The organism is Rhodococcus jostii NBRC 16295, from assembly GCF_001894825.1.
GTDB lineage: Bacteria > Actinomycetota > Actinomycetes > Mycobacteriales > Mycobacteriaceae > Rhodococcus_F > Rhodococcus_F jostii.
On the sequence record NZ_BCWY01000042.1, the window covers coordinates 20,317 to 46,102 of the forward strand.

23 protein-coding genes and 1 pseudogene are annotated in these 25,786 nt (G+C 65.1%); 13 read left to right on the plus strand and 11 right to left on the minus strand.

Features of this window, described 5'->3' with window-relative positions; translation table 11 throughout:
• Positions 1 to 13: 13 nt before the first annotated feature.
• Positions 14 to 136, plus strand: coding sequence for a hypothetical protein (locus RJ1_RS47860; protein WP_255284905.1), 123 nt, complete (start codon positions 14 to 16; stop codon positions 134 to 136).
• A gap of 434 nt (positions 137 to 570) precedes the next feature.
• Here the strand turns inward: RJ1_RS47860 and RJ1_RS25250 are convergent, their stop codons facing one another.
• Positions 571 to 1,551 (minus strand): alpha/beta hydrolase, encoded by a 981-nt coding sequence (locus RJ1_RS25250; protein WP_073365097.1) that lies wholly within the window; start codon positions 1,549 to 1,551, stop codon positions 571 to 573.
• Between the two features lie 746 nt (positions 1,552 to 2,297).
• On the opposite strand from RJ1_RS25250, the gene RJ1_RS25255 reads away from it, so the two are divergent.
• Complete coding sequence (locus tag RJ1_RS25255; RefSeq protein WP_073364987.1) at positions 2,298 to 2,786, plus strand: hypothetical protein; 489 nt, start codon at positions 2,298 to 2,300, stop codon at positions 2,784 to 2,786.
• A 27-nt stretch (positions 2,787 to 2,813) separates the two neighbouring features.
• Positions 2,814 to 5,006 carry a putative bifunctional diguanylate cyclase/phosphodiesterase gene (locus RJ1_RS25260; RefSeq protein WP_073364989.1) on the plus strand — a complete coding sequence of 731 codons (2,193 nt, stop codon included), beginning with the start codon at positions 2,814 to 2,816 and terminating at the stop codon, positions 5,004 to 5,006.
• Between the two features lie 118 nt (positions 5,007 to 5,124).
• On the opposite strand, the gene nrdF is transcribed toward RJ1_RS25260, so the two are convergent.
• The 4 genes from nrdF to RJ1_RS25280 form a co-directional block, all read right to left on the minus strand.
• A complete protein-coding gene (gene nrdF, locus RJ1_RS25265) occupies positions 5,125 to 6,105 on the minus strand; it encodes a class 1b ribonucleoside-diphosphate reductase subunit beta (protein ID WP_073364991.1) in 981 nt (326 codons plus the stop codon).
• Positions 6,106 to 6,307: 202 nt separating this feature from the next.
• On the minus strand, positions 6,308 to 7,423 hold the full coding sequence (locus tag RJ1_RS25270) for a CapA family protein (RefSeq protein ID WP_073364993.1): 1,116 nt from the start codon (positions 7,421 to 7,423) through the stop codon (positions 6,308 to 6,310).
• A gap of 101 nt (positions 7,424 to 7,524) precedes the next feature.
• On the minus strand, positions 7,525 to 7,914 hold the full coding sequence (locus tag RJ1_RS25275; RefSeq protein WP_073365106.1) for a hypothetical protein: 390 nt from the start codon (positions 7,912 to 7,914) through the stop codon (positions 7,525 to 7,527).
• A gap of 469 nt (positions 7,915 to 8,383) precedes the next feature.
• Positions 8,384 to 8,674 carry a hypothetical protein gene (locus RJ1_RS25280; RefSeq protein ID WP_073364995.1) on the minus strand — a complete coding sequence of 97 codons (291 nt, stop codon included), beginning with the start codon at positions 8,672 to 8,674 and terminating at the stop codon, positions 8,384 to 8,386.
• Between the two features lie 364 nt (positions 8,675 to 9,038).
• Here RJ1_RS25280 and RJ1_RS25285 point away from each other — a divergent pair, with 364 nt between their 5' ends.
• The 3 genes from RJ1_RS25285 (at position 9,039) to RJ1_RS25295 (ending at position 12,189) form a co-directional block, all read left to right on the plus strand.
• Positions 9,039 to 9,506 carry a pyridoxamine 5'-phosphate oxidase family protein gene (locus RJ1_RS25285; protein ID WP_073364997.1) on the plus strand — a complete coding sequence of 156 codons (468 nt, stop codon included), beginning with the start codon at positions 9,039 to 9,041 and terminating at the stop codon, positions 9,504 to 9,506.
• A gap of 622 nt (positions 9,507 to 10,128) precedes the next feature.
• Positions 10,129 to 10,842, plus strand: coding sequence for a class I SAM-dependent methyltransferase (locus RJ1_RS25290; protein ID WP_143048852.1), 714 nt, complete (start codon positions 10,129 to 10,131; stop codon positions 10,840 to 10,842).
• 159 nt (positions 10,843 to 11,001) lie between these two features.
• Positions 11,002 to 12,189, plus strand: coding sequence for a cytochrome P450 (locus tag RJ1_RS25295; protein ID WP_073365108.1), 1,188 nt, complete (start codon positions 11,002 to 11,004; stop codon positions 12,187 to 12,189).
• Positions 12,190 to 12,375: 186 nt separating this feature from the next.
• On the opposite strand, the gene RJ1_RS25300 is transcribed toward RJ1_RS25295, so the two are convergent.
• The gene (locus tag RJ1_RS25300) at positions 12,376 to 13,422 is read right to left on the minus strand and encodes a helix-turn-helix domain-containing protein (RefSeq protein ID WP_073365001.1); all 1,047 of its coding nucleotides are present in this window, start codon (positions 13,420 to 13,422) and stop codon (positions 12,376 to 12,378) included.
• A 738-nt stretch (positions 13,423 to 14,160) separates the two neighbouring features.
• On the opposite strand from RJ1_RS25300, the pseudogene oxdA reads away from it, so the two are divergent.
• The 5 genes and pseudogenes from oxdA (at position 14,161) to RJ1_RS25330 (ending at position 19,517) form a co-directional block, all read left to right on the plus strand.
• A pseudogene (oxdA, locus tag RJ1_RS48895) lies at positions 14,161 to 15,235 on the plus strand (aliphatic aldoxime dehydratase).
• 13 nt (positions 15,236 to 15,248) lie between these two features.
• Entirely contained in the window at positions 15,249 to 16,808 is a 1,560-nt protein-coding gene (locus RJ1_RS25315) for an amidase (RefSeq protein WP_073365004.1), read from the plus strand.
• A 73-nt stretch (positions 16,809 to 16,881) separates the two neighbouring features.
• Positions 16,882 to 17,505 carry a nitrile hydratase subunit alpha gene (gene nthA, locus RJ1_RS25320; RefSeq protein ID WP_073365006.1) on the plus strand — a complete coding sequence of 208 codons (624 nt, stop codon included), beginning with the start codon at positions 16,882 to 16,884 and terminating at the stop codon, positions 17,503 to 17,505.
• A 25-nt stretch (positions 17,506 to 17,530) separates the two neighbouring features.
• Positions 17,531 to 18,169: a nitrile hydratase subunit beta gene (gene nthB / locus RJ1_RS25325; RefSeq protein WP_073365008.1), complete on the plus strand. Its 639-nt coding sequence runs from the start codon at positions 17,531 to 17,533 to the stop codon at positions 18,167 to 18,169.
• A 115-nt stretch (positions 18,170 to 18,284) separates the two neighbouring features.
• A complete protein-coding gene (locus tag RJ1_RS25330) occupies positions 18,285 to 19,517 on the plus strand; it encodes a GTP-binding protein (RefSeq protein ID WP_073365010.1) in 1,233 nt (410 codons plus the stop codon).
• A 20-nt stretch (positions 19,518 to 19,537) separates the two neighbouring features.
• On the opposite strand, the gene RJ1_RS25335 is transcribed toward RJ1_RS25330, so the two are convergent.
• A complete protein-coding gene (locus RJ1_RS25335) occupies positions 19,538 to 20,830 on the minus strand; it encodes a wax ester/triacylglycerol synthase domain-containing protein (protein WP_073365110.1) in 1,293 nt (430 codons plus the stop codon).
• 309 nt (positions 20,831 to 21,139) lie between these two features.
• Here RJ1_RS25335 and RJ1_RS25340 point away from each other — a divergent pair, with 309 nt between their 5' ends.
• The gene (locus tag RJ1_RS25340; RefSeq protein WP_073365012.1) at positions 21,140 to 21,343 is read left to right on the plus strand and encodes a cold-shock protein; all 204 of its coding nucleotides are present in this window, start codon (positions 21,140 to 21,142) and stop codon (positions 21,341 to 21,343) included.
• A gap of 94 nt (positions 21,344 to 21,437) precedes the next feature.
• Here RJ1_RS25340 and RJ1_RS25345 read toward each other — a convergent pair whose 3' ends face one another.
• From RJ1_RS25345 to RJ1_RS25360, 3 genes are all read right to left on the minus strand, one after another.
• Entirely contained in the window at positions 21,438 to 21,737 is a 300-nt protein-coding gene (locus RJ1_RS25345) for a hypothetical protein (protein WP_240319671.1), read from the minus strand.
• Positions 21,738 to 22,486: 749 nt separating this feature from the next.
• Positions 22,487 to 22,816, minus strand: coding sequence for an ANTAR domain-containing protein (locus RJ1_RS25355; RefSeq protein WP_073365014.1), 330 nt, complete (start codon positions 22,814 to 22,816; stop codon positions 22,487 to 22,489).
• Between the two features lie 267 nt (positions 22,817 to 23,083).
• Positions 23,084 to 23,431: a hypothetical protein gene (locus RJ1_RS25360; protein WP_073365016.1), complete on the minus strand. Its 348-nt coding sequence runs from the start codon at positions 23,429 to 23,431 to the stop codon at positions 23,084 to 23,086.
• Positions 23,432 to 24,253: 822 nt separating this feature from the next.
• Here RJ1_RS25360 and RJ1_RS25370 point away from each other — a divergent pair.
• Complete coding sequence (locus RJ1_RS25370) at positions 24,254 to 24,520, plus strand: hypothetical protein (RefSeq protein ID WP_174695016.1); 267 nt, start codon at positions 24,254 to 24,256, stop codon at positions 24,518 to 24,520.
• Positions 24,521 to 24,627: 107 nt separating this feature from the next.
• On the opposite strand, the gene RJ1_RS25375 is transcribed toward RJ1_RS25370, so the two are convergent.
• Entirely contained in the window at positions 24,628 to 25,752 is a 1,125-nt protein-coding gene (locus RJ1_RS25375; RefSeq protein WP_073365022.1) for a serine hydrolase domain-containing protein, read from the minus strand.
• Positions 25,753 to 25,786: the final 34 nt, after the last annotated feature.

Here is a 25,786-nt window from a genome sequence, read left to right on the forward strand (position 1 = left end):
AGGAGATGAACCCATGAACACCCACAAGACACTGCTCATGCTGCTGCTCGGCGGAACCGCCGCCCTCCAGACTCTCCTCCGCCGCCCCACGTCACGGCGCCGCGGACAGGGCGCCCCCTTCCACGCCAACGGCTGACACCCGCCGCGCGCATCACCGCCCTTGGCCCTCTCTTCACGAACGACCCGCCGACACCCCTCGGTCTCGTGACTCGTTCGCGCTGCGATTGGTCCAGCGGATTGGCGGCCTCCATACCTCGCCCCGCCTCACCGGAGTGGACCTCGACCAACGCCGGTGCCGTCGTCACCGCTTTCGGTGCCCCGACCACCGCGTAGCCCTCCACGCCGCATCACCATGAATTCCGACGACGATCGGCTGACGGCCCGCGCGTTCTGAGCCCGCAGGCCCTCCTGCGCCAACCGACCTCGGACTCGACGCGCCGTCCCTCGTATTGTCGCGGCCAGCATTTTCCGGATCACCTACGGCGGAACCAACTTCCGTGGTGCAACCATGCAGATTCCTCTGAAAATGGAATACCTCACGCGTATGGGTCGCTGGCGCTGGCGCGATTTTCACAATGCCACCGTTTCGTCAGAGCGATCGCTGTGAAGGGTGTGTGCGGTAGTTGCCGTGCGGACGAAGTTTCCGATCTGCGCGATCGCGTGGTTTGCCTCGGGAATGAGGTCGGCGGCCGCCTGGAACACGTGGACCTGCCGGTCCCACACCTCGAAGGTGATGGGTACCCCGGACGCCGCGAGGCGCTCGGCCATCAGCTCGGCATCGGGGTAAAGCATCTCGGTGGAACCGACCTGGATCAACACAGGCGGCAGGCCCTCCAGGATGCCGTCTACCGGCGAGGCGCATGGTTTGCCAGTGGCGTCGCGGTGAGCGTCCTGATCGGCCAAGCCGGTGAGCGCCGTGAGGACCGAACGTGGAAAGACCGGACACTGGCCGGCGCCCGGGTGGGCAAGTTTCCCTGCGGGATCCATGTCCGTCAGCGGTGACAGCGCGACCAGGCCTGCCGGACGCGGCAGGTCCAGATCGACCAGCGTAAGCGCCGTCATGAACGTCAGGTAGCCGCCGGCAGAATCACCGGCAATCACAATCTTCCTCGCCTCGAACCCCTGTCCGAGCAGCCACCGGTAACCGTCGACTCCGTCGGCGATGGCATCACGGATCGGATGCTTGGGCATCATCCGGTAGCCGACACTGAGCACCGCCGCCTCGGCAGAGGCCGAGATCCGCGCAACCAGCCGACGGTGGGTATTCAGCCCGCAGGTCAGGAAACCGCCACCGTGCAGATACAGCACCACCGTCTCATTTCCCAGATTGCCGGCGTCGATCAATTCGGCGGCACAGTGCTCGAGGCGCACGGAGCGGTGGCCGACCCCACGGAGCGGCGGGACGATCCGGGCCGCGTAGTCGATCACTCCGGCCGGCCACAGGGGACTCGGCCACTGTGCCCACACCCCGAGCAGCGGTTTGACCGTCATCCGCAACGAGTGCGCCAAAACCTGTGAACGGAGGCTGGCCCCCGGGAAAAAGTCGGACATCGGATCCGCGCACACGGAAGTCCGGCACTCCTGGCTGACGAACGGCGGCCAGGCCGCCGACGGCGTGGCATCGGTGAGACGCCCAACGCCGGTGGAGTGCGATCTGCGCTGGCCCGTCGGGAAATCTCCTTCGCATCGTTCGAGCCGTGCGGCGCCGGCAGTGAACTCGGCCGTGTTCTCTCGCCCCCCGTCGAGGGCGCGACTGCTGCTACCGGTCAGAGCCACCGCGGCTGCCGGATCTTCGACAACCTCGTTGCACGACGCCGGGACCTTCTCCCGGCCCACCTTCGCAGACGCGAAATGCGATAGGACAGAAGAAAACAACGCATCACCACACATAGGAGGGCCCACCGTCTACTTTGTCAACCGCTTGCAAGCCGCAACGCTCCCCCGGGCATCAAGGAATCCGAGCCGTGGCGCACCCGACCTGCTGCCGGATCCGTCGTTGCGACCACGGTGCGTCCGAGATGCACTGCCCCGATCCTGCGGACCGAACGTAAACAAAACCATGTATCTGTAAACTCGTACTATAACATACTGCAGGATTGTTTTGAGACCGGGCGCAGGCAGTCGTGGCAGTGGAGTCGCGCGGCGCGGCCACGAATTGTCTGCCCGTTGGCGGCGCGCGGTGGCTTCGTTTCCTTCCGGTGGTCTGCAAGTCGAACACGCCCTCGGCCGTCGGTGCCACGGCCCGGGCTGGTGCCGGCGCGAGGGTTCATCGCATCGGGATCGGGTAAGCCAGTTCCATGGTCACCGAACGACAACCCCACCGGCATCCACCGCTGTCGAACGGGTTCCCCGACCCCCGGGCGACAGATGCCCGGGAGGAGCTACAGCGAACCCTGGTGCCGGTGGTAAAACTCCTCTCTGCCAATGCGATCCGGTTCGTCGTGGCCGGCAACTGCGCCGCATACGTGCTCGGCGGGACAGCCTCGGAGTACGACGTTGCCATCGTCCTCACGCGAGACGATGCGCAACACGCAGCCGAAGCCTCGGCCAGCGCCGGAATGCCTGCCGCCGGGCGGCGCGAGGACCGGGCCTCACCGCTGCAGAGCGGTGGGGCCGCGGCTCCGGTGATCGTTGCCACCGATCTGATGATCGACAAACTTCACGAAGGTACTCATCGGTGCGACTTCGTGCCGATGGTGCAGCTCGCCTGGGCCCTGTGCGAACGGGTCGACTGGTCCATCGTCATCACCACCGCCGACTCCCCCTACGCACGAGCCGGAAGATGAGCATCACGGACCACGAAAGGGCATGCAATGCGGTTCGACTCGGCCGATCCCGACCTGTGGCGGTCGGTGCTCGAGCGGGCGCCGGACCTGGTGATGGTGTCGGACTTCGCCTCCGGCCGCATCCTGTCTCTCAACCCGGCGGGAATCAGGTTGGTGGGCCTGCGCGACGCCGCCGACGCCCACGCCCGGACCACCGCCGAATTCCTCACCGACGCCGGACTGGCCCAGACGCCCGTCGTGGAGGCGGAGCTGGCCCGCCACGGGCACTGGGAGGGGATCAGCGAGCTACGGCACTTCGGCACCGGAGCGCCGATCCCGGTGTCCGTCTCCACATTTACCGTGTGCGACGGGGAAGCCGGCCCGGCGGTGATCGCCACGATAGCGCGCGACCGCCGCGACCGCCCAACCCAGGATCGCCGATTCCGGAAGGCACTCGAGTCGACCGCGCACCGGGCCCGCGAACAACACGCCCTGGCCGAACTCGGCCAGCTCGCCGTCGACGCCCACCTCGACACCCTGCTGCCCGCCGCCGTCGACGCGGCCGCCACCTTGATCGGTGTGCAGTGCGCCTCGATCTCCCGGATCACCGACACCGGCGACGCGCTCGAGGTCCTCGCCTACCGAGGACAACCCCCGACCCCGCACGCCTTCGCCGCCGGCCCGGCGTCCCAACCGGGGTACGCGGTGGCCACCGGGGAGATCGTGATCTGCCCGAACCGGGAGCGGGAAACCCGGTTCGCCACCACCACGATGGCCGGGCGCGGGTTGCGTAGCGGCATCAGTGTGCCGATCGGCGACGCCGCCGGGTGGGGGGTGCTCACCGTGCACAGCGCCCGGCCCCGCGACTACACCGACCGCGATGTCGCGTTCCTGCGCGCGGTCGCCGCGGTGCTGTCCGCCGCGATCGGCCGGATCGACGCCGAAACCCGGGTGCGGCATCAGAGCCTGCACGACCCACTCACCGGGCTGCCAAATCGCACCGCCGCGTATCGGAGGATCACCGCCGCCCTGCACACCGCCCACCGCGATCGCACCCTGCTCGCGTTGCTGTTGGTCGATCTGGACGACTTCAAGATCGTCAACGACAGCCTCGGCCATGCCCACGGCGACGCCGCCCTGATCCGGCTCGCGCGGCGGCTGGCCGGGGCGGTCCGCCCGGCCGACACCGTCGCCCGCCTCGGCGGCGACGAGTTCGTCCTCGTCTGCGAGGACATCGGCACCGCGGACGCGGCGACCGTCCTGGCCGACCGGATCACCACCGCCTTGCGCACCCCGGACCACTCCACCGGAACCCCGGTGCCGCTGCGCGCCAGCATCGGCATCGCCGTCTCCGACCCCACCTGCACCGCCGAGGAACTGATCCGGCGCGCCGATCTGGCGATGTACCGGGCCAAGAGCACCGGCGCCGGCGGTCACGCGCTTTACCACCCGGACGACCGCGACAGCTACGACGCCGATCGAGTCCTGCGAATGTCCACCGACCTGCGCACCGCACTCGACAACGACCAGCTGACCCTGCTCTACCAACCGATCTTCGACCTACGGCGCGGCGCTGTCACCGCTGTCGAGGCCCTGGCCCGGTGGGCGCACCCCACTCTCGGCAGCATCAGCCGCACCGAATTCGTCGCCGTCGCCGAACGGACCGGCCTCATCGGCCCTCTCGGCTCGTGGGCGCTGCGCACCGCCTGCCGGCAGGCCGCCGCCTGGCACCCAACGGACGTGGGGATCCGCGTCGACGTCAGCACCGTGCAACTGCGCGACCGCGCGTTCGCCGACCAGGTCGCCGACATCCTTGCCGACACCGGGCTGCCCGCGCACCGTTTAGGCCTCGAGATCAGCGAGACCGCGTCGGCGTCGGTGACCACCCACACGGTCGCCGCCCTGACCGCGCTCCACGAGCTGGGGGTCGTACTGCTGCTCGATCACCTCGGCACAGGACACGGCCCACTCGGGTATCTCATCCGATACCCGATATTCGACTCCCTCAAGATCGACAGGTCTTACATCACCGCACTCCCCGGCCGCCGCCCCGAAGCTGTCGTCACCGCCTTCACCACCATCGCCCGCGCCTACGACACCACAGTCATCGGCGACGGCGTGGAAACCCGGGCCCAACTCGACACCCTCCACGCCTGCGGCTGCGACTTCGCCCAAGGCTCCTACCTCGCTGAACCCGCCGCCGCCGGCACCGTCGCCGCGCTGCTGCGGCCGCAATCGTGACGCGTTGTCCAATTGATCGATTCTCGAAGGCGCAGTGACTTGCCGCCTCCTCAGTGCTGCGACCGGATGCCCCGAGTCGGTGTCGGGCCGCCGCCGTTGCAACGGGCGGCACGCGGGGTCAGAAGTCCCAGTCCGCGTCCTCGGTGTGCTGGTGCTTGCCGATCACGTACGAGCTGCCGGCACCGGAGAAGAATTCGTGCGTCTCCCCGCCTCCGGGGTCCAGGGCAGCGACGATCACCGGATTCACCTGGCACTCGTCGTCCCGGAACACGGCGTGGTAGCCGAGGTTCGCCAGCGCCCTGTTCGCGTTGAACCGCATGAACGGCAGCACGTCCTCGGTCCAGCCGACCTCGTCGTACAGATCCCGCGCATACCCGACCTCGTTTTCGTATAGGGCGTGAAGCAGCTCGTGGGTGTACTTGTGGTGGGCGGCCCGTAGGCCGACGGGCATCCGCTCGAGCCGGCGCCGGCACTTGTAGCCGATGTAGAACCCGTGCACCGCCTCGTCGCGGATGATCAGCCGGATCAGGTCGGCGGTGTTGGTGAGCTTGCCTCGTGAGGACCAGTACAGCGGCAGGTAGAACCCCGAGTAGAACAGGAACGATTCGAGCATCACCGAGGCCGCCTTGCGTGCGAGCGCATCGTCGCCGCGGTAGTAGTCGAGGACGATCTGCGCCTTGCGTTGCAGGTGAGCGTTCTCCTCCGACCAGGTGAACGCCTCGTCGATCTGCCGTGTCGAGCACAGGGTGGAGAAGATCGAGCTGTAGCTCTTGGCGTGCACCGACTCCATGAATGCCATGTTGGTCAGCACCGACTGCTCGTGCGGAGTGACGGCGTCAGCGATCATCGCGACGGCCCCCACCGTGGCCTGGGCGGTGTCGAGCAGCGTCAGCCCGGTGAACACCCGGACGGTCAGCTGCTGCTCTGCCCGGGTCAACGTCTGCCAGGAGCGAAGATCGTTGGACAGCGGCACCTTCTCCGGGAGCCAGAAGTTGCGGGTCAACCGATCCCACACCGCGGCGTCCGTCGCATCGGGCACCCGGTTCCAGTCGATCGCGCGGACGCGGTCGAGGCGCCGACCTACGTTTCGTGATTTCACCGCGTGTGCGCCTCCTCGACGGGCGCGTGTTTCGTGACGACACTTCATTGTCCCACCGACGACGTAACCCCCCGGTTCGTGTGGGTTCTGCGCACACGTCCCATCCAACGAATATCGAAATCGATTGATTATCAATATCATTCACAACACGACCCGAAAGGCTACGCTTGACGCACCCGGCCGCGCGCACACCACCCGCAACTCAGGGGTTCTCGTGTACCGCACGGGCGACGAGGAACTCGTCGGCCGCGTCGATGCGGGTCCCGAAGCCGCGGCTGATCTCGTCGATGACCCGCCGCAACCATTCGGTGTCGCCAGTCGGCGTGCGATGCAGCTGCATCTGCCGAGACCTCATCGGCACCATTCGTAGCTCGAGCAGTTCGTGAGTGCGTGCGTCGAGGACCACCAGGTAGAGCAGACGCAAGTCATCGCGGTAGCGTTCGTGTCCCCTGATGCCCTCGTAGTCGTTGATCAGGTCGCCGCAACCGTAGAAGATCGGATGGCCACGGTAGATCTCGATTGGCCTCGGATGATGAGACGAATGCCCGAAGACCACGTCGACGCCACCGTCGACGAGCCGATGCGCGAACTCGACGTACGCATCCGGCACGTCGTATCCCCAATTCGACACCCAGTGCAGAGATACCACCACAACGTCCGTGTCCCGCCGCATCAGCCGCGTCCGGTCGAGCACACGGTCCGCCTCGGCGCGCGTGGGTTCCGAAAGGTAGGCGACGCCAGGCCGGCTACCCCCAGCCGCACCGTGTGGCGACACCCCGCTCGACGACATACCCGCCGCCCAGATCACCAGTCTGCTGCCCGTCCCAGCGTGCACGACCGCGGGCGACCACGCCTGCGCCGCGGCGCGCCCCGCACCGACGGTCCGTACGCCGCTGCGGTCCAGCGCGTCGAGGGTGTCCTCGAGCCCACCGGCACCGAAGTCGAGGATGTGATTGTTCGCCAGTACGCAGACATCGATCCGCGCAACGGCGAGCACCCCGACGTTCGACGGATGCATTCTGTAGTTGATTCCCTTGGACACGAAGCGGGCGCATGTGGTGACGGTCGTTTCGAGGTTGATCACACGTGCGTCGGGCGCAGCCTCGTCGAGGACCCGCAACGCCTCGCCCCATGGCCATTCGAACCCGACGGGGCGGGGAATCGAACCATTCCGCTTCTCCGCCAACGCCACGTACTCGCGTGCGTCGCGGACGCAACGCTCCCGCAGCTCCGGGTCGCCCGCGAAGGGAAGAATCTGGTCCACTCCCCTCCCGGTCATCACATCGCCGGCGAGGAACACTGTGATGGTGTCGGACATCGAAATCCTCAGCAACAGCACGGGTACCTGCGACACACTCGGAGACCGACATCACGCCTCGGAGAATGCACCCGTCGCTCGAACCGGTCCTCGGCCCATCGTCAGGCCCGCGTGCCGGCGCGGTCGAGCTGAGAGACCCGTTGCGGGCTCAGCTCGAGGATGACACCGATGTCGCGCACCGACAGGCCTGATCGGCGCAAATGCGCCACCGCGGCCCGCGACGCCCGAGCGGCACATTCCTGCGCGTGGGCGGCGGACTCGACCTGCAAGTGGGCCGCTCGAGCCTCCATGAGCGCCGCCGAATCCCCGATCTCGTAGTCGAGGACGACCTCGACGTCCTCGGCCGGCACATCCTCGACCAGATGCACCGCATCCGCCACCATGGCGGAAACCTGATCGAGCCGCCGCGCCTGGGTAAGAACCGCCTCCACCCCCGGAATCTCCACCACCCACCAACCGCCACAGCGGGTGGCCTTCGCCGTCACCTTCATCACAAACCTCTTCCCGCCCGGCTCGCCAACCCGACCCACCACGACATGGCTGAGGGTGCATTTTCGGTCTCGACGAGCTCGATACCGGCAACCGCGGTGCCGGGCCCGCATCTCATGCGAACAGTCGCCCTTCCGACCACAAGTCTAGTCCCCCTCTACTGAGCACAACTACACGGACAGAAGACATTCAGCCCGTCGGACTCCGGAGAAACCACCGTCGACACCGCGACTCTCACCAGAATTCCAGGGCCTGTCCGGTCGCAGTGGACTCCGCCCGCGACGGCCGCAGCGTACTGCCTGCGTGCCCGGTGTGGCCGACCATCGCAACGGACATCGAGTGGAGCCTCGGTGGGCTGCCGTCGTACAAGGCCGTCCGGTGACCCCTCCACCGCACCGAGCGCGGCCTTCGCCTATCCGTGCCGACACCGACCGCGGCGGGCGATCACCGCGGTGCGCCGCTCGACGCGGGTCAGGGCGCTACGCGAGGGTCACCGCGCGGTACGAGTTCGAACCAAGCGCTGGTTCCGCCGTGAATGTGCGGGTCCGGGTAGCACAGAGCGAGGCCTTGCTCGTCGAAGGCAGTGAACCACTCCTGCCAGGAGATGTGCTCGAGCTCTGCGGCGCGGACACCGACGAGGTCGATGTGCAGGGCGCCGGAGCGGGCGGCGGTCCCCGCCGTTCGTGCCGGAGCGCCGTGATGCGCCTGAGTCCAGCGGCGGATCTCTTCATGATCGGTGATGATGTGCAGATGTGAGGTCATCGGATCGGTCCTGGTGTGTGTCGTCGATGTGGTTCTCGGGATACCCACGACGGGACCAGCCGAAGCGCAAGGCCACCGCGCCATCGTGTCGGCGCACCCGATTCCCGGGCCGCGACGTGTGCCGTGCGATTCCGGCGGGCACACGCGGATCGGTCGCCCGCTGGCGGGGCTGTCGCGGTCGGCGGAGTCGGCCGGTGAAGTCAGTCGTTGCCGGTGACCTCCGGGCCTTTGGTGAACACCCACTTCGCCGCTCTGAACCCGACCTACGATCTTCCATGTCCGCGAGCATGGAATTTCCTGGGCCGACGAGGTCGCTGCCGTGATTCCGCTGGTACGTCGTGGGTTGATGCTGGATTCTTGTTGCATGGTGGAGCCGAGGGCCGAACGGCCGCACATGCCCGGGTACGGGATCGCTGAGGACACGAGGGACGTCCTTCCGTGGCGGTGGGCCGTCGACCTGTTGAATCGTGCCCGCACTTCCGTTCTGTCGACGGTTCGGCCCGACGGCCGCCCGCACGCGATGCCGCTCTGGGGGTTGTGGCTGGACGACGTCTACTGTCTTTCGACCGCGATCACCTCGGTGAAGTCTACCAACCTCAGAGCAGACGATCGCTGTGTCATCACTGCCGAGGACGGAGACGACGCCGTGATCGTCGAGGGCCGGGCCGAGCTTTCCGACCTCCCGACGGGGTTTACCGAGGCGTACAGGCAGAAGTACGGTCAGACGATCGACGCGGGACCGATCTGGACCGTCCGTCCGACCGTCGCCTTCGCCTTCCAGGCAACCGACGACTTCCCGAAGACGGCCACCCGGTGGGTGTTCTCGACCTGAGGAACGGGCCACCGACATCGTGGCCTGGTGCAGTGCTCTTGGCATCGACGACACAGGCCAGAGTTCGCGCCGGCGACCATTCAGCGATCTCTGAGATCGGTGGTCCCGTTGAGTGATCCTTCTGCATGGATTTCGACGGTTGGCGCGGGCGAGATCTGAACAGTGGTTGATGATCTGACGTATCGGTCCTGACAACAGCTGACAAGAGAACGCGTCCAGCCGTGGACCGGAATGGTTTCGGTCGCCCGGGATTCGGCGCGATGAAGTGGGCGCCACGCAGACCGTTCTCCCGCATGATCCACTCGATGCGTTTGCGTCCGACCCGCACGCCGTTTTCAGCGCGACTGTGGGCGCCATCGTCGGACCCTCGCTGCGGGGCATCAACCCTCCGAGCGAAACACTGCCCTGGCCTGGCTGTTCGCGGGTATGCTGCGAGAGCCACGGGGACCTTCGCGCGACTCGCAGAGAACCGCCCTGGCAATGTGATCGAGATGTGCCAATTCGAGAGGCAATCTTCGCGATGAGACGCCGTCATCTGTTCGAATTCGAAGATCAGCAATGGTTTCCGTCCCCGCTTCGCGACATGACGACCGACTTTCTTCAACAGAGTCTCATGCTCCGCATGAGCGTCTATCTCCCAACCTTGCCATTGATCACGAAGGTGCTTCAGGCGCAGGGGACCAACAAGATCGTTGATCTGTGCTCGGGCGCGACAGGACCCTGGGCTGAGCTGAAACCCGCCCTGGATGAGTCCCTTGGATCAACGAATTTGACATTGACCGACAAGCATCCCAATTTCCCGGCGTTTGAGCGCCTGTGCGATCGGCTCGGGACAACAGTACATTTCCTCTCAGAGTCCGTTGACGCCACCGAAGTGCCGGACGAGTTGGACGGCGTGCGCACCCTGTTCACCAGCTTCCATCACTTCTCGCCGCTACCGGCGAAGCGAATACTCGGTGATGCCTTCCGTCAGCGGTCCGCGATCTGCGTCTTCGAGTTCACGGAGCGACGATGGACGACCGTGCTGTCCCTGCCTCCGCTCGCCCTGCTATTTCTTGCACTGACGACCCCCTCGCTACGGCCACGCCGCCTCAGCCGATTTCTCCTCACGTACGCACTACCCGTCGTACCCTGCGCAGTGATCTGGGATGGCATCGTCTCGAACCTGCGTACTTACCAACCGGAGGAGCTCGAAGAACTCGTCCACGACTACCGCTCGCCGGACTACGTCTGGGAGACAGGGCAACTCCACCCCGACACAGGTCCGACGATCACCTATCTGATCGGATACCGCGCAGCCACCGGACGATCGCAGGAGGCAAACCCACGACGGTGATACAGGCACACCTCTTGTCCCACGTCAGCAATTCGATGAGCAGAGTTCGGCTGCCGCGATAGCGGGTACACCAGGCTTGCCAGCTGATGCCGCAGTAGAGTCACCGATATCTGTGATCGGAGTCAACCGAAACGAGGGGAACCGGTGACGAATTCCACGATGATCTCGCCTGGAACACGCACCTTCTGGGACCGCAGTCACGTTGGCCGACTGGCCCTGTTCGAAGAGCTGCGTGCCCAGCCTGCGGTCGTGTACCACGCCGAAGCCGCGGGCCCGGGTTTCTGGTCGGTGGTCGGCTACGACGACGTGGTGGCCGTCAGTCGCAACCCCGAGGTGTTTTCCTCGGCAAAGGGCTTCACCATCGATGACGTCCCGGTCGAGATTCTCGAGTTCGCCATGTCGATGATCGCGATGGACAACCCCCGCCACCACGATCTGCGCTCGCTGGTGCAGTCGGCGTTCACCGCGGCGTCGGTCCGCGGCATTACCGACCGGATACGCACGTACGCCGCGCAGATCGCCGCCGACGTCCCGCAGGACACGGTGTTCGACTTCGTCTCCCAGGTCGCGAACCGGCTGCCGGTGCAGGTGATCTGCGAGCTGCTCGGGATACCGGAATCCGACCGGTCGACGATTGTGCACCTGGCGGGCGATGTGATCTCCGGCGGCGGGCAGGAGTTCGTCACCGCTCCCGGTGGCGCGGCCGGGCTGGGGCAGATCTACGGATATGCCCTGGAACTGAGAGAAAGGCGCAAGGCCGATCCGCGCGACGACCTCACGTCGCGGCTGACGGCGACCGTGGACGGCCGGTCACTCACCCCGGCCGAGTTCGGCTCGTTCGTCATTCTGCTGATCACCGCCGGATTCGAAACCACGAGACAAACATTGGCGTGGGCGCTGCACCTGCTCAGCACGCACCCCGACCAGATGCAGCTGCTGCGAACCGATTTCGCCAGCCACATCGAGGGCACGATCGACGAGGCCATCCGGTACGCCTCCCCGGTGCCCTACATGCGCCGCACCGCCACCGTCGACACCGACCTCGGCGGCGCCCACATCAAGACAGGGGACAAGGTGGTGATGTGGTACCTGTCCGCCAACCACGACGAGAGTGTCTTCGCCGACCCGCGCCGGTTCGACATCACCCGCCCGAACGCCGGCAATCACCTCGGGTTCGGCGCCAGGGACATCCACCACTGCCTCGGAGTCAACCTCGCACGCGCGGAACTGCGGGTGATGCTCGAGGAACTGCTCACCGCGCACCCCGGCATCCGCGCGGTCGGCGAGCCGGAGCTGCTGCTGTCCGCGTTCGTCAGCGGCGTCGGAGCCCTGCCCGCCCTCACATAGAGCTCATGTGGCGGCGGTGCGGCGTCGTATGGATACGGTGTCTGCGTGACCGCCTTGGTACGGGAAGCGCAGGACTGCACCGACGAGATGCTGTGACCGGCTGCACCGGAGATTGACAGGAAGATCCTGCTTCCAGGATCGGAAAAAAACTGGGGCGCCGACTCGCGACGGGCTTTCGGTCGTCGATCATCGGTGCTGTTCGCGGTAGCGGCTCGGACTGATGCCGTAGGTCGCCGTGAATGCCCTGCTGAAGACTGACAGATCGACGAACCCGAACTGGGCTGCGATGTCGGTCAGGGATCGGGGGGTGTTGCGGGGGACCACCATCGCTTGGCGGCAGGCCTCGAGTCGGTGTTCGCGAATCGTGGCAGCGGCGGTTGCGTCGAAACGCGCGAACAACCTGTGGACGGTTCTGGTGGAGACGAAGAAGGCCCGAGCGATCCCGGACGGAGACAGGTCGGCGTCGTCGAGGTGCTGTCCGATGTACCTCACCATGTTCGCGTACAACTCCCGCGTGCTGGCATCCGGATCCTCGGGCTGACACTCCTCCTGCGCCGCCGTGATGGCCAGGTCCGCCAACCCGCCGGCGAGCCCGATCGCACCCCCGGAGGAGACCTCCCCGTCGGAGGCGAGGAGGTTGGACAGCATGGGCGACAGCAGCTGTCCCACAGGGGAAGTGGACTTGACAGTCCGCGCTGTCAACTGCTGCGACTGGGTCTCGGTGAGCGACACCGACAAGCGCGGCCAGGTGAACACGCGTAGGTGCCATTCCGGATGCAGATTCCAGGTGAACGGTCGTGAGGTCTCGTAGAGGGCGAAATCGCCAGGACCGAGAATGCAGGTGCGCCCGTCCTGGATGAGCTGTCCCTCGCCGGCGACCACCATGCCGATCTGCATCAGATCGAGTGGGTGGCGGTTGGTAAGCCTGGCTGTTCTGCGGAAGGATTGGGATGTGGCTGTGACGTCGGCAGCCATCAGGTGCGCAAAATGGCGGGTGTGGACGGCTCCGGTGAAGTGGGCGGGCTCGGCGGGATTGATATCCAGCGCGACGAAGGTGTCGCGGATCGTGTCGATCCAGGTGCCGAGGGTAGTGGTCCGAACCACCTCACGGTGATGCTGAGGTGTCGACCCTGCGCTCGACAGCCAGGGTGGCATCGCCGGGGTGTTCGCGGGCGGGCAATCCGGACAGGTGCTATCCACGCGGTCGCCGTCAGGCGGTGGCAACGGCGACATGAACGGCTCCTTCTCCTCGTGTGAATCTCACGCTAGGAGCGGGGAAACCGCATGTCAACGCGCACTGACTTATTTACGCGAAAGAAACACGATTTCCACTCGTGACAAACCCGGGAACCTGTGTGGAGCAACTCGCGACGACCGGACTTGCTGGGAACAGATCGACACAGTCTGTGGCGCTGTGCCCGGAGCCGGTGGGAATGGAGAATCAACGCCCGCCCTCCCCCCTCGCGCCGGGACGCATCACTCGGAGAGCGGGTAGTGGCTCCGCCCCGAGATGACGATGTCGCGGAGTGCAAAGGAGGCTGTCGCTGAGCGTCAAACATCACACCTCGGAAGCTCCTACCGTTCGAGTACGCCGGAAATCCCCGGATTGTCATGTAGACAAGGACGAACCATGGAAGTCATCGCCGTTCGTTACTCGGTGGACCCCAATCGAGCAATCGCGCCTCGTGGCATGCCGCTCCTGCTCGACGCCGCAATCGCTCTTCTCCGAATGTTGATCCGCCCCTACCGTTGGAAGGACGGCATGAAGGACGGTGTGAACAGAATCGCCACTGTACGAGCCGACCGACGGTCGATTGCACTTTACGCACACTTGGCGGGTGCGCACGACGAGGACACCGAACAACCTGGCGCTCGCAGTCACATTCACACCGGCACAAGAATATAGCGTCAAATCCGACCGAGTTGCCGAACGTTCTCGGCAAGCCCCCACTCGATGAATCAGGAGTCGTCATGGAATCTGCAATCAACGACCATCTGACATGTCCGCGGACTTTGACCCGGCGTGTGCCCGACGACTACCAACCTCCTTTCCCCATGTGGGTAGGACGTGCTGACGGGCACTTGGAGCAGGTAGTGATGGCGTATCTCGGCGTGCAGTTCCGCGGCGACGAGCAACGTCCGGCCGCACTTGCCGCCATGCGCGCCATCGTTGCCAGCTTCGATCTGGACGACGGCCCACTGCACCACGACCTGACCCATCATGCGGACAATCAGGGCTACGAGAATCTGATCGTCGTAGGATACTGGAAAGACGTTGCTGAGCACAGCCGTTGGCTCCGATGCCCTGCTGTGACCGACTGGTGGGCATCGGACGAACGACTATCAGAGGGACTTGGCTATTTTCGCGAAATCGTAGCCCCGCGGGCCGAACAATTCGAAACGCTGTACGCATTCCAAGACGACCTCCCCGGTGTCGGTGCCGTCATGGACGGGATCAGCGGCGAGATCAACGAACACGGGTACTGGGGTTCGATGCGCGAACGTTTCCCGATCGCCCAGAATGACTGGATGCAGCCCTCGGGCGACCTACGGGTGATCAGCGGCGATCCTGCTGCGGGTGGCCGCGTGTTGGTGCAGGGCCACGACAACATCGCGCTGATTCGGTCCGGCCAGGATTGGAAAGATGCCGAAACCGAAGAACGCGCCCTGTATCTCGAGGAAATCCTCCCAACCTTGCAGCAGGGCATGGATTTTCTCCGCGACAACGGCGAGTCCGTGGGCTGCTACAGCAACAGGTTTCGTGCGCAACATCGACCTGGACGGGAACTATCTCGATCTGAGCTACAACATCGGCCACTGGGGTTCACTCGACAAACTCGAGCGCTGGGCAGAATCCCATCCGACCCACCTGCGAATCTTCACCACCTTCTTCCGCGTCGCAGCCGGCCTGTCAAAACTGCGGCTCTATCACGAGGTATCGGTGTTCGACATGCAAGACCAACTCTACGAGTACATCAACTGCCACCCCCAGACCGGCATGCTGCGCGACGCCCAATCAGCTCGAGCGCTAGGTCTAGTCACGTGAGGAGCACCACCAGATGACAGTAACCCGACCAGACGACGAAGCAATCGGCTCTGCTGCAATTCATTACGGCATGAACCTTGACGCTGCGGATCGGCAGGAGTTCGCAAGCCTGGTCGATAGCGCGCTCGGTTCCTACGACGTGGTCGACGACCTGTATGCGGACGAGACCTCCTCGGCACCCTCCCGCGATCACGCGACACCTGATGCGAACGACAACCCCTTGGGCGCGTGGTACGTGACCACGAGCATCTCGACCGCGGCGGGTGGGCCGCTGACCGGCCGTCGCGTGGTGATCAAAGACAACGTGACCGTGGCCGGGGTGCCCATGATGAACGGATCGCGATCGTTGGAGGGGTTCGTCCCCACACGCGATGCAACCGTGGTCACCCGACTGCTCGATGCAGGCGCCACCGTGGCGGGCAAGGCGGTATGTGAGGATCTGTGCTTTTCCGGTTCGAGTTTCACCCCGGCCACCGGTCCGGTCCGCAACCCGTGGGATCCTGACCGCGAGGCGGGTGGATCCTCCGGCGGCAGCGCCGCTCTCGTCGCGGGCGGCGATGTCGACTTCGCGATCGGCGGCGACCAGGGTGGGTCGATCCGCATTCCGGCCGCATTCTGTGGCGTCGTCGGACACAAGCCGACATTCGGGCTGGTCCCCTACACCGGTGCCTTCCCGATCGAACGCACTGTCGACCATCTCGGGCCCATCACCCGCACGGTCGAGGACGCCGCCCTCCTGCTCTCGGTGATCGCCGGCCGCGACGGCCACGATCCCCGCCAACCCGAGAACCTCGTGGTGGATGATTATGTGTCCAAACTCGACTCGGGGATCGAGGGTCTGCGGATCGGCGTCGTGAGTCAGGGATTCGGGCACGCGGTCTCACAGCCGGAGGTCGATGATTCTGTCCGCGCGGCAGCACGACGATTCACCGATGCCGGTGGTGTGGTCGACGTGGTGAGCATCCCATGGCACCTGCACGCGTTCCACGTATGGAATGTGATCGCCACCGACGGGGGCGCCTACCAGATGCTCGACGGCAACGGCTACGGCCTCAACGCTGACGGCCTCTACGATCCCGAACTGATGGCGTACTTCGCGCAACACCGGATCCAGCACGCCGATGCACTGTCCGAAACCGTCAAACTCGTCGCCTTGTGCGGCCATCACGGCGTCGCCGCGTTGGGCGGATCGAGCTACGGCAAGGCCCGCAACCTGGTGCCGCGCGCCCGCGCCGCCTACGATTCGGCGCTGGAAAACTACGACGTCCTGATCATGCCCACCCTGCCCTACGTCGCCTCAGAACTACCGGGGCGGGACGTGGACCGCGCCACCTACGTCACCAAGGCCCTCGGAATGATCGCGAACACCGCCCCATTCGATGTCACCGGTCATCCGGCGCTTTCGGTGCCGGCAGGGCTGGTGAACGGTCTTCCCGTCGGAATGATGATCATCGGAAAGCGATTCGACGACGCCACAGTTCTTCGCGCCGGCCACGCGTTCGAACAGATCCGCGGCGCCTTCCCCACACCGACCGGCCACCCGGCTGCCTCTGCGCATCTGAGCCCCGCCTGAAGCCGAGGCCCGTCCTACCCGGCTACTCATACCACCACTTCGCCCGTACCAGCCCCTACAGAAAGTCGAAACAATGTCGACAACGATCGAACACACACCAGACAACGCGGCACCAGCTCAAGCGCCGGCGTCTGATCGCGCGTGGGCGCTGTTCCGTGCGCTCGACGGAAAGGGCCTGGTCCCCGAGGGCTACACCGAAGGGTGGAAGAAGACCTTCGAGGAGGAATTCAGCCCGAAACGCGGCGCCGAACTCGTAGCGCGAGCATGGACCGACCCGGAATTCCGCGAACTGCTCCTCACCGATGGCACCGCAGCCGTGGACCAGTACGGCTATCTGGGACCGCAGGGCGAGTACATCGTCGCGCTCGAGGACACCGCCACCCTCAAGAACGTGATCGTGTGCTCCCTGTGCTCATGCACCGCGTGGCCCATCCTCGGGTTGCCGCCGACCTGGTACAAGAGCTTCGAGTATCGTGCGCGCGTCGTCCGTGAACCTCGAAAAGTGCTGTCGGAGATGGGCACCGATATCGCCGAGGATGTCGAGATCCGCGTGTACGACACCACCGCCGAGACCCGCTACATCGTGCTCCCCCAACGGCCCGCCGGCACCGAAGGCTGGACCCAGGAGCAACTACAGCAGATCGTCACCAAGGACTGCCTGATCGGGATAGCAGTCCCGCAGGTCCCGGGCAACTGAACCACCGAACCAAGGAGATAAACCCATGGATGGAGTACACGATCTCGCCGGTGTTCAAGGATTCGGCAAGGTCCCCCACACCGTCGACGCCGATATCGGCCCCACCTTCCACGCCGAGTGGGAACACCTCCCCTACAGCCTGCTGTTCCTGGGAGCGGCGGACCTGGGAGCATTCAGTGTCGACGAGGTCCGCCACGTCGTCGAACGGATGGAACCCCGCCACTACATGATGACGCCGTATTACGAGAGGTACGTCATCGGCGTTGCCACCCTCATGGTCGAAAAAGGCATCCTCACCCACCACGAACTCGAAGCCCTCGCCGGGGGCCCCTTTCCCCTGTCCCGGCCGGCCGAGTCGGAGGGACGTCCGGCCCGCACCGACACCATCACCTTCGACGTCGGGCAACGTGTCCGGGTGCGCGACGAGTACGTTCCCGGGCACATCCGCATGCCGGCCTACTGCCGCGGCCGGGTCGGGACCGTCACCCACCGCACCACTGACCAATGGCCGTTCCCGGACGCCATCGGCCACGGCCGCGCCGACGCCGGCGAGGAACCGACGTACCACGTCCAGTTCGCGGCCGAGGACCTCTTCGGAGACGACACCGACGCCGGCAGCGTCGTAGTCGACCTGTTCGAGGGATACCTCGAACCGGCGGCCTGACTCTGCGCCCAGACTTGTCACCCACGGCGTCGGCGGGTACGCGCCGCGTGCGCGTACCCGCCGACGCCCGCTTCACAGCCGGCATCTCACCAAACCCGCGGAAGGATTCAGAACCATGGCCGACACACGACTTCCTGTGACCGTGCTGTCAGGATTCCTGGGTGCAGGAAAAACCACCCTCCTCAACCAGGTCCTGCGCAACCGTGAAGGCCTGCGGGTGGCCGTCATCGTCAACGACATGAGCGAGATCAACATCGACAGCGCCGAAGTCGAACGGGAGATCTCACTGAGCCGCTCTCAAGAAAAGCTCGTCGAGATGACCAACGGCTGTATCTGCTGCACCCTGCGCGAGGACCTTCTCGCCGAAATCGGTGCACTGGCCGCTGACGGACGATTCGACTACCTCCTGATCGAATCGTCCGGCATCTCCGAGCCGCTGCCGGTCGCTGAGACGTTCACCTTCATCGACGCCGACGGACACGCTCTGGCAGATATCGCCCGGCTGGACACCATGGTGACCGTCGTCGACGCCCACAGCTTTCTCCACGATTACCAGACCGGTGGCCGCATCGAGGCCGACGCACCCGACGACGAACGCGACATCTCCGATCTGCTGGTCGATCAGATCGAGTTCGCCGATGTCATTTTGGTCAGCAAGTCCGACCTTGTCACAGCAGAGCACCTGACCGAACTGACCGCGGTCCTGTACTCGCTCAACCCCGCTGCCCGCATACAGTCGATGTCCCACGGCCTGATCCCCCTCGAAACCATCATGGACACCGGCCTGTTCTCCTTGGAGAAGGCTGCCCGGGCACCCGGATGGCTCCAAGAACTCCAGGGAGAACACACCCCCGAGACGGAGGAATACGGCATCAGCTCCGTGGTCTACCGTGAACGCGCCCCCTTCCACCCCGGGCGGCTGCACCAGTTCCTCACCAGCGAATGGGGTAATGGGCGTCTCCTGAGAGCCAAAGGCTACTTCTGGAACGCGTGCCGATTCACCGAGATCGGCAGCATCTCCCAGGCCGGCCACCTGATCCGACACGACTACGTCGGACGCTGGTGGAAATTCCTACCCGAGTCCTACTGGCCTGATGACGATTACCGCCGCGCGGGTATACGCGACAAATGGGAAGAGCCAGTTGGTGACTGCCGGCAAGAACTGGTCTTCATCGGCCAAGGAATCGACCCCGACGCACTGCGGTACCAGCTCGACGCGTGCCTGCTGACCACCGCCGAGATCGAACTCGGCCCCGACACCTGGACAACCTGGCCCGACCCACTCGACAACGGCCACAGCGACCAGGTCTCCAGGACCACCGCATTGCCAGCCGGGATCGCCGAGTAGTTGGCCCCGCGTGTGTCACGTCACGTGATCGCGGCGCCACGTAATTCGGAGTACGAATTTTCCATAGCCTCCGCCAGCCCGACTACATCGGGTAGCGCCTCGGGGTCGGTACAGAGCCCGATGCCGACGATCCCGGCGCAGGAGATCGCGGAGATCCGCAGCGCGTGGTGAGCGGCGGGCTCCGAGGAGGAGAAGAGGCGCTCGACCCGGCGTCCGGAAACGCTGACGGGCGCGGGCGGGCCGGGGACGTTCGAGATCGAAAGGCTGAACTCGCGCGGGCTTCCGGCGAGTCGCTTCGCGGCTTCCCCGACCCGCTTCACGCGTCCGAGAGCGTGGAAGAGATCGAAGAGCTCTTCGGCGTCGTCGAGGCGCTTACCCTTGCTGGTCTCGGCGTTGATCCGGTCGAGTCGGGTGAGCGGATCAGCCTCGGCGAGCGGCAGATCGACGTTCAGGAAGGAATCGCGGTTTCCGAGCGCACCCGCTTCCTCATCCCGATGGTGAAGACTGACCGGGACCTGAGCACGAAGACGTGGCAGCGCCGCGTCGCCGGTGCCGAGCCAGCTACGCAGGCCGCCGGCGACAATCGCGAGGAGCACATCGTTGACAGTGGCGTGGGTGGGGCGTGAGGCGCCGATTGCCTTCAGTTCCGGGAGCGGGACGACGGTAAAGGCGAGCTCGCGGGCGGCACTGATCGGGCGGTCGAAAGGCGAATGCGAGCTGCGATGGCCGAGCTCGCGGCGCACAGCCGCGGGCATCCGCAGCGCCTCGTCAACCCGCGAACGCTGCGGCGAAGCGGCGCGAAGGCCCGGTCGCGGTCCCCGCGGGTTCGGTTCGGGGTGGCGATCCCAGAGCACCTCGTCGAGGAAACGCACGGCGCTGATCCCGTCGGCCATCGCGTGATGAATCCGGACCGCGATCGCGTCGCGGCCGTCGCCGAGTGGGCCGATCAGATCGATCGTCCACAGTGGACGATCGTGGTCGAGGTGCTCGGACATCAGCTTGCTGACGGCCCGCCACAGGTCGGCCCGCGAGGCACACCCGGGCTCTTCCCTGCGTCGGACGTGGTCGCTGATCTCGAACGCGGTCGCCTCGGTCCAGCACGGCTCAGGTCCCGAGGTGTCGATCCGCTGCGTCGCTCGCGGCTCGATCGGAAGCCGCTCCGCGACCGCAGTCCGCAGGGCCTCGAGGTCGAGCGGGCCAATGCCCGGCTCGAGTACTACCAGCTTGAGCGTATGGCCGGTGATCACCGCTGATTCGAGCCCCAAGATGTGTGCATCGTCGGCTGAGAGCCGATCGGGATCCTCTCGGGTCACCTCGACCAGTGTATTCGGGTCGGCGCCTCCTCGAACCAGGAATTCCGGTCTCGTAGCGAGCCAGACTTGGGGCGTAGTGATCACCTGTGCCACCGAGATCCGCAGCCTGGCGTCCCGGACGGGAATCTCGAGCATCGTCCACTACCCATGTCGGGTGGTCGGAGGGGCGCAGTGACCTCTCGAGCAGTGCGCTCGCTTCCTTTGATCAGGTGCGGTCGCGCCGAGCCGTCGCCAGGGTGGCAGGATCAACGGTATCGAGATCGGGAATTCGATGTGAGTGCCCGGATCGAGGTTGTAGGGAGTATCGGCATGGCGCAGGGCATTGTGAAGTGGTTCAACGGCGAGAAAGGCTTCGGTTTCATCGCACCCGACGACGGAACTCCGGACGTCTTCGTGCACTACTCGGAAATCTCGGGCAGCGGCTTCAAGTCGCTCGATGAGAACCAGCGCGTCGAGTTCGAGGTGGGCCAGGGGCAGAAGGGCCCGCAGGCCACGAATGTGCGGGCTGTCTAACTAGTCTGTGGGACCGCATCCGGTGGGTGCGGTCCCCGTTCGATCCGTCGTTCGGTTGTCGTTGCTCGGACACCGGTGTCACCTATCGGCTCCGTTAGAAGTCGACTCCGTGGCCCTCGATCCACCGCGCGGGGGTAAACCACGGGGTATCGAGGTGATATTCCTTGTCGAGGGCATCCAGGATCGCATGCGCATCCGACCCGCGGTAGCTTTCGTACATCCGAACGTTAAGTCCTGAACGCTTTTTCACTGCGTCGAACAGAATGCCGTGACGGAACATTACAGTCTCGGAAGGGCGCACCTCGATGATGCCGCCGCGGTCGGCCGCATCTCCGTCCGCAACGTCTATGCATAACACCATGCGCGGATCGGTCGAGAGCACAACGAGCAGCACATCCAGATCGTGGACGCTCGTCGCCCCGTGCCAGGGCCTTCTACCCTCCCGGCCGCCTTCCCCCATGCAGTCGAGTGCCCGGCGCCAGGGCCGACCCTCGACAATGTGTAACCGACTACCAGACCTCAGAGGTGGAAGGGGACAGTCCCCCACCGACCCGGATCCTGAGACGTGCCTCGCGCCGTGTTCGGTCGTCATAGTTCTGGCGTGCCCGTAGACATCCCTCCCGAAACATCAGCCTGCCAGTGACCGGTTGGCCGGCCATGATCACAGACAACCGATTCGACACCAATCCCCATTGTCTGTTGCGGCGGTTTCACGCGCGTGCTGTCCACAACACGGTGCGCCCTCGAGTACCCCTCCGGACATGTGTGGGAGTCCTCGGCCGTTGGACGGCGGCGACGTTCGCGTCCGCCAAACCTCGCGGCGACACACCCGGGGCGTCACCCGGAACGACGGTGAGAACTTCACAAATTTCGGGGAACTTCGTCGACACGATCGCGCATCGATGTACGTCGAGCCTTCCGCCGACTACGTGCCGACGTCAATCGAGGGCCCACCCTCGGGGAGTGCGATCTCGTGGTCGTCGATCACGTGCTTCCACCAAGACTCGAGCGGGCTCGGTTCCGGCCACACGATAGTGTCGTCATCGGGCTGCGGCGTCCTGTCGCGTGGGTGGCTCGATTCCGTGCTGCTGGTCTCGTGGGGATCAGCATGAATGGAACTCACCGCCCACGACCCCTGGCGCTTCAACTCGCCTGAGCGTGTCGGCGCGGGGGGAGCTGGATGAGGAGCTGCTCCCACTCGTCGAATCGGACAACGTCGGGACTGCACCGACGGGGTGCGGTGCCGGCGGCGAGGTCGACCAGGCTCCGGGCTGCGCCGAGGACGGTCAGGTGATGACGTCGAGCGACGTCGAGGAGTTCGTCGAATGCCTGGGCATCACTGCAGCCGCGGGCCGCGATCAGTATTCCCTTCGCCGTGCCGAGGAGTTCACGACCGTCGGGTCGCCTGCGGGGAATCAGGCGCGTCGGGCCGGGAACCGGAGAGAGGGATAGTTCGGTGCTGTCCTCGATCATTCCGCAATACTCCTTCGCTCTCGTGCATCGGCCGCCGACCCGCCGGTGTGCCGACGAACCCGTCCGGACGCGAAATGTGAGTCACGTCACTGTCGATGCCTGATCAGTTGTAGCCGACGAATCCGCAGCTGTCATCTGTACAACCGTCCAGGTCGGGCGGCCGTGTGCCTCGCAGCACGTGTCGCCGAATGCCAAATTTGGTACCTGACCACGTACTTTCAAGCCACGATGACACAGTTGTCAGCTCATGCCAGAACAGCGCACACGTCATGTCAGCGGACCCGCGTCCCGCTGACGGCGTTGACGAAACCGCTCGCGCTGCTCATCGAGCAAGATCACACCACGATGCTGGACGTGGTGATGTTCACGGGCAATCAGCAGTCGCACCGTTGCAGTTCGTCGCTTCAGGTCGGCCGCGCGCCTGGTCGCGTTCTCATCGTTGAGCAGGTAGCCCGCGGCACGGTCGCAGTCGATCAGGATCTGCTCGTACGCGAGCCGCATCGGCTCCCGTTCGCCGAGCCGAGACACCGCCACGACTTCGACCAGTTGCAGCGGAAACCGCGCCAGTCGGTAGTTCACACGCAGAAGGGCCAAGGATAGGGAGCCGAGTGTCACGCTCGGAATCGTAAGCACGGCCAAAGCACTCGCGAATAGGGTCTTAAGTCCCGCTGTTGGTCTTCGCGCCTTCCGCCGAGCGTTCCTGCCGACTGGGCCATGGTCTCGATCGCCATGTCACGTGACATCGACCTCAACGCCCACCGGCCGCCTCGCCGGGCAGATACCGGAGCCAATCCCACTGAGCCCCAGCCCCTCCCGACGCGTAGGAGTCCCCCATTCTGCGCCGAATGGAACATCGCAGCGCAGTGCGGTAACGGTGACGCGCTCACACGTGACGATACGACGAATGCTCTCAATATCGGTTACCGAGCTGCACACCGAACAGTTTCAGGGCCATCCGAACATGGACGGTTGCCCAGTGGCGCTCTTCGCAGGAATGCGGTACAACAAGATCCTGCAACTTGATTGTGATCCAAATCACTCCTAATCGTTACCGGAGGAGACAGACAAACCTCACAGGCGGCCACTGCCAAACGGACCCGATTTGGCCACCGCCTGCATCTATCCCTTGCGAAAGGAGCATGGAATGCATCCCTCGCTACCCATGAAGCAGCGGATACCCGGCGGTACAGAACGCCTCATACAGCCGGTCATCGGTGCCGGTGCCTCACTATCCGTAGCCATGCCGGCCTGGATAGTCACCAACTCACTGTGCGCCACCGCGGCGATCGTCGCCGCGACATTTGCCGGCCTCATCACGGCAGCTGTGCTGCTCCGACCTTCTCCATGACGGACGCTGCACACGCGCACCACGATCGGCACCGCAGACGTCGACCGCACCCGTCGACATCCCAGGAATCGTAAAGGCACGGTACAAATATGCCCTGGACTGTTGTGATCATCGCCGTCACGTTGATCGTGGTGGTCGCCTCTCTCAGCGCAGCGCTCGCCGCGGATGCGCTGTCGCGCCGTCACGGACATGAACCCGAACCGTCGCGTGTCGGTGGGCCGGGCGCTGCCCCCGCACCGGCCACCCAGATCCGCAATCCCCGCTGGAGCCGGACCGCTGTGCAGGCCTGGACAATCTGTGGCGCCGCCTCGGCAATCGCGATTTCAATCGTCGGTTTGCTGACGTCCGCTGGTTGAAGGCCGGCCTTTCGTCGGCGCCCACACCGGCTACCGTCTGCCGGAGCGCCCCACTGAAGGCGAAGACATACCTGATCCGCTTGGCTGCAAGCGTTCTCAACTGACCTCTACGACGGGGGCGCCGGCCAGGGATGGTCCGGGCTGACGATCCTCACGATCTCAGTGAAGAAGTCCCACACGCCCAGCGGGTCGACATTCGAATTGACCATCACCACCACCGTCTTGCTCTCGGGGGGAAGGTAATAGGCATAGGTCTGGTAGCCGGCAATATTTCCGTTGTGGCCGATCCAGCCGTTCTGGTACTCGACTCCGAGTCCGTACAGCGAACCCGTACCTTCCGACGGCGCCAGCTGAAACTGCTCCCGTTCGCGCTGAGTGGCCGGCGAGAGCAACGTTCCTTCTGCCAAGTCGCGCGCCCACACACGCAAGTCGTCGAGCGTCGAAATCATGTTTCCCGCGCCGAATCCCCACGACGGGTTCCAGTCGGTCGCGTCCACCGTCGCGCCGTCTGGTGTTTTCGTGTATCCCTGGGCGTGCGGGGACGGAATGGCTGCACTGGTTGGGACCGAGGTGTGGCCGAGATTCTCGGGCCGCGTGATGTGCTCGGCGATGTAGGCGTCCAGCTGCTGGCCCGAGGCCTTCTCGACCACGAGGCCCAGGAGCGTGGTGTTGGTGTTGCAGTAGTCGAACTCGGCGCCCGGCGCGAAAAGAGGTGGATGGCTGAAACTGATCTCGAGCAGTTCCTGGGGCGTCCACTGGCGCTGCGGCTGACTCGGGAGCGCCGGGATCACCACGTCCGTGAAGTCGGGAAGCCCACTACGCATAGCCGCCAACTGACGGATGGTGATCGTGTCTCCATTGGGGACTCCGGGCACATACCTGGCGATCGAATCGTCGAGGCCTACCTTTCCCTGATCGACCAGTTGCAGCACGGCGGTGGTGGTGAAGGTCTTGGTCACGCTGCCGACGCGCATGAACAAGTCGGGCGCCATGGGGTCGCCGGTCGCCGTGTCGCGTACCCCGAACGCCTGGACGTAGGGCGCGGCGTCGTCCTGCCAGACACCGACGATTGCCCCGGGAATCGCGGCTTGCGCCATCGCCTTCGGAATCGTTTCGGTGAGCTGCACATCGGACCCAGCTGGTTGTACTCCCGACTCACCGCATCCCACCAGACCCGTCATCAAGATCGCCGAGACGGCGACGATTCGCCGCCTGAGAAATGTTTGTGCCACACCTCTCCCCAATCCATGCCTGCAACGTCGATCT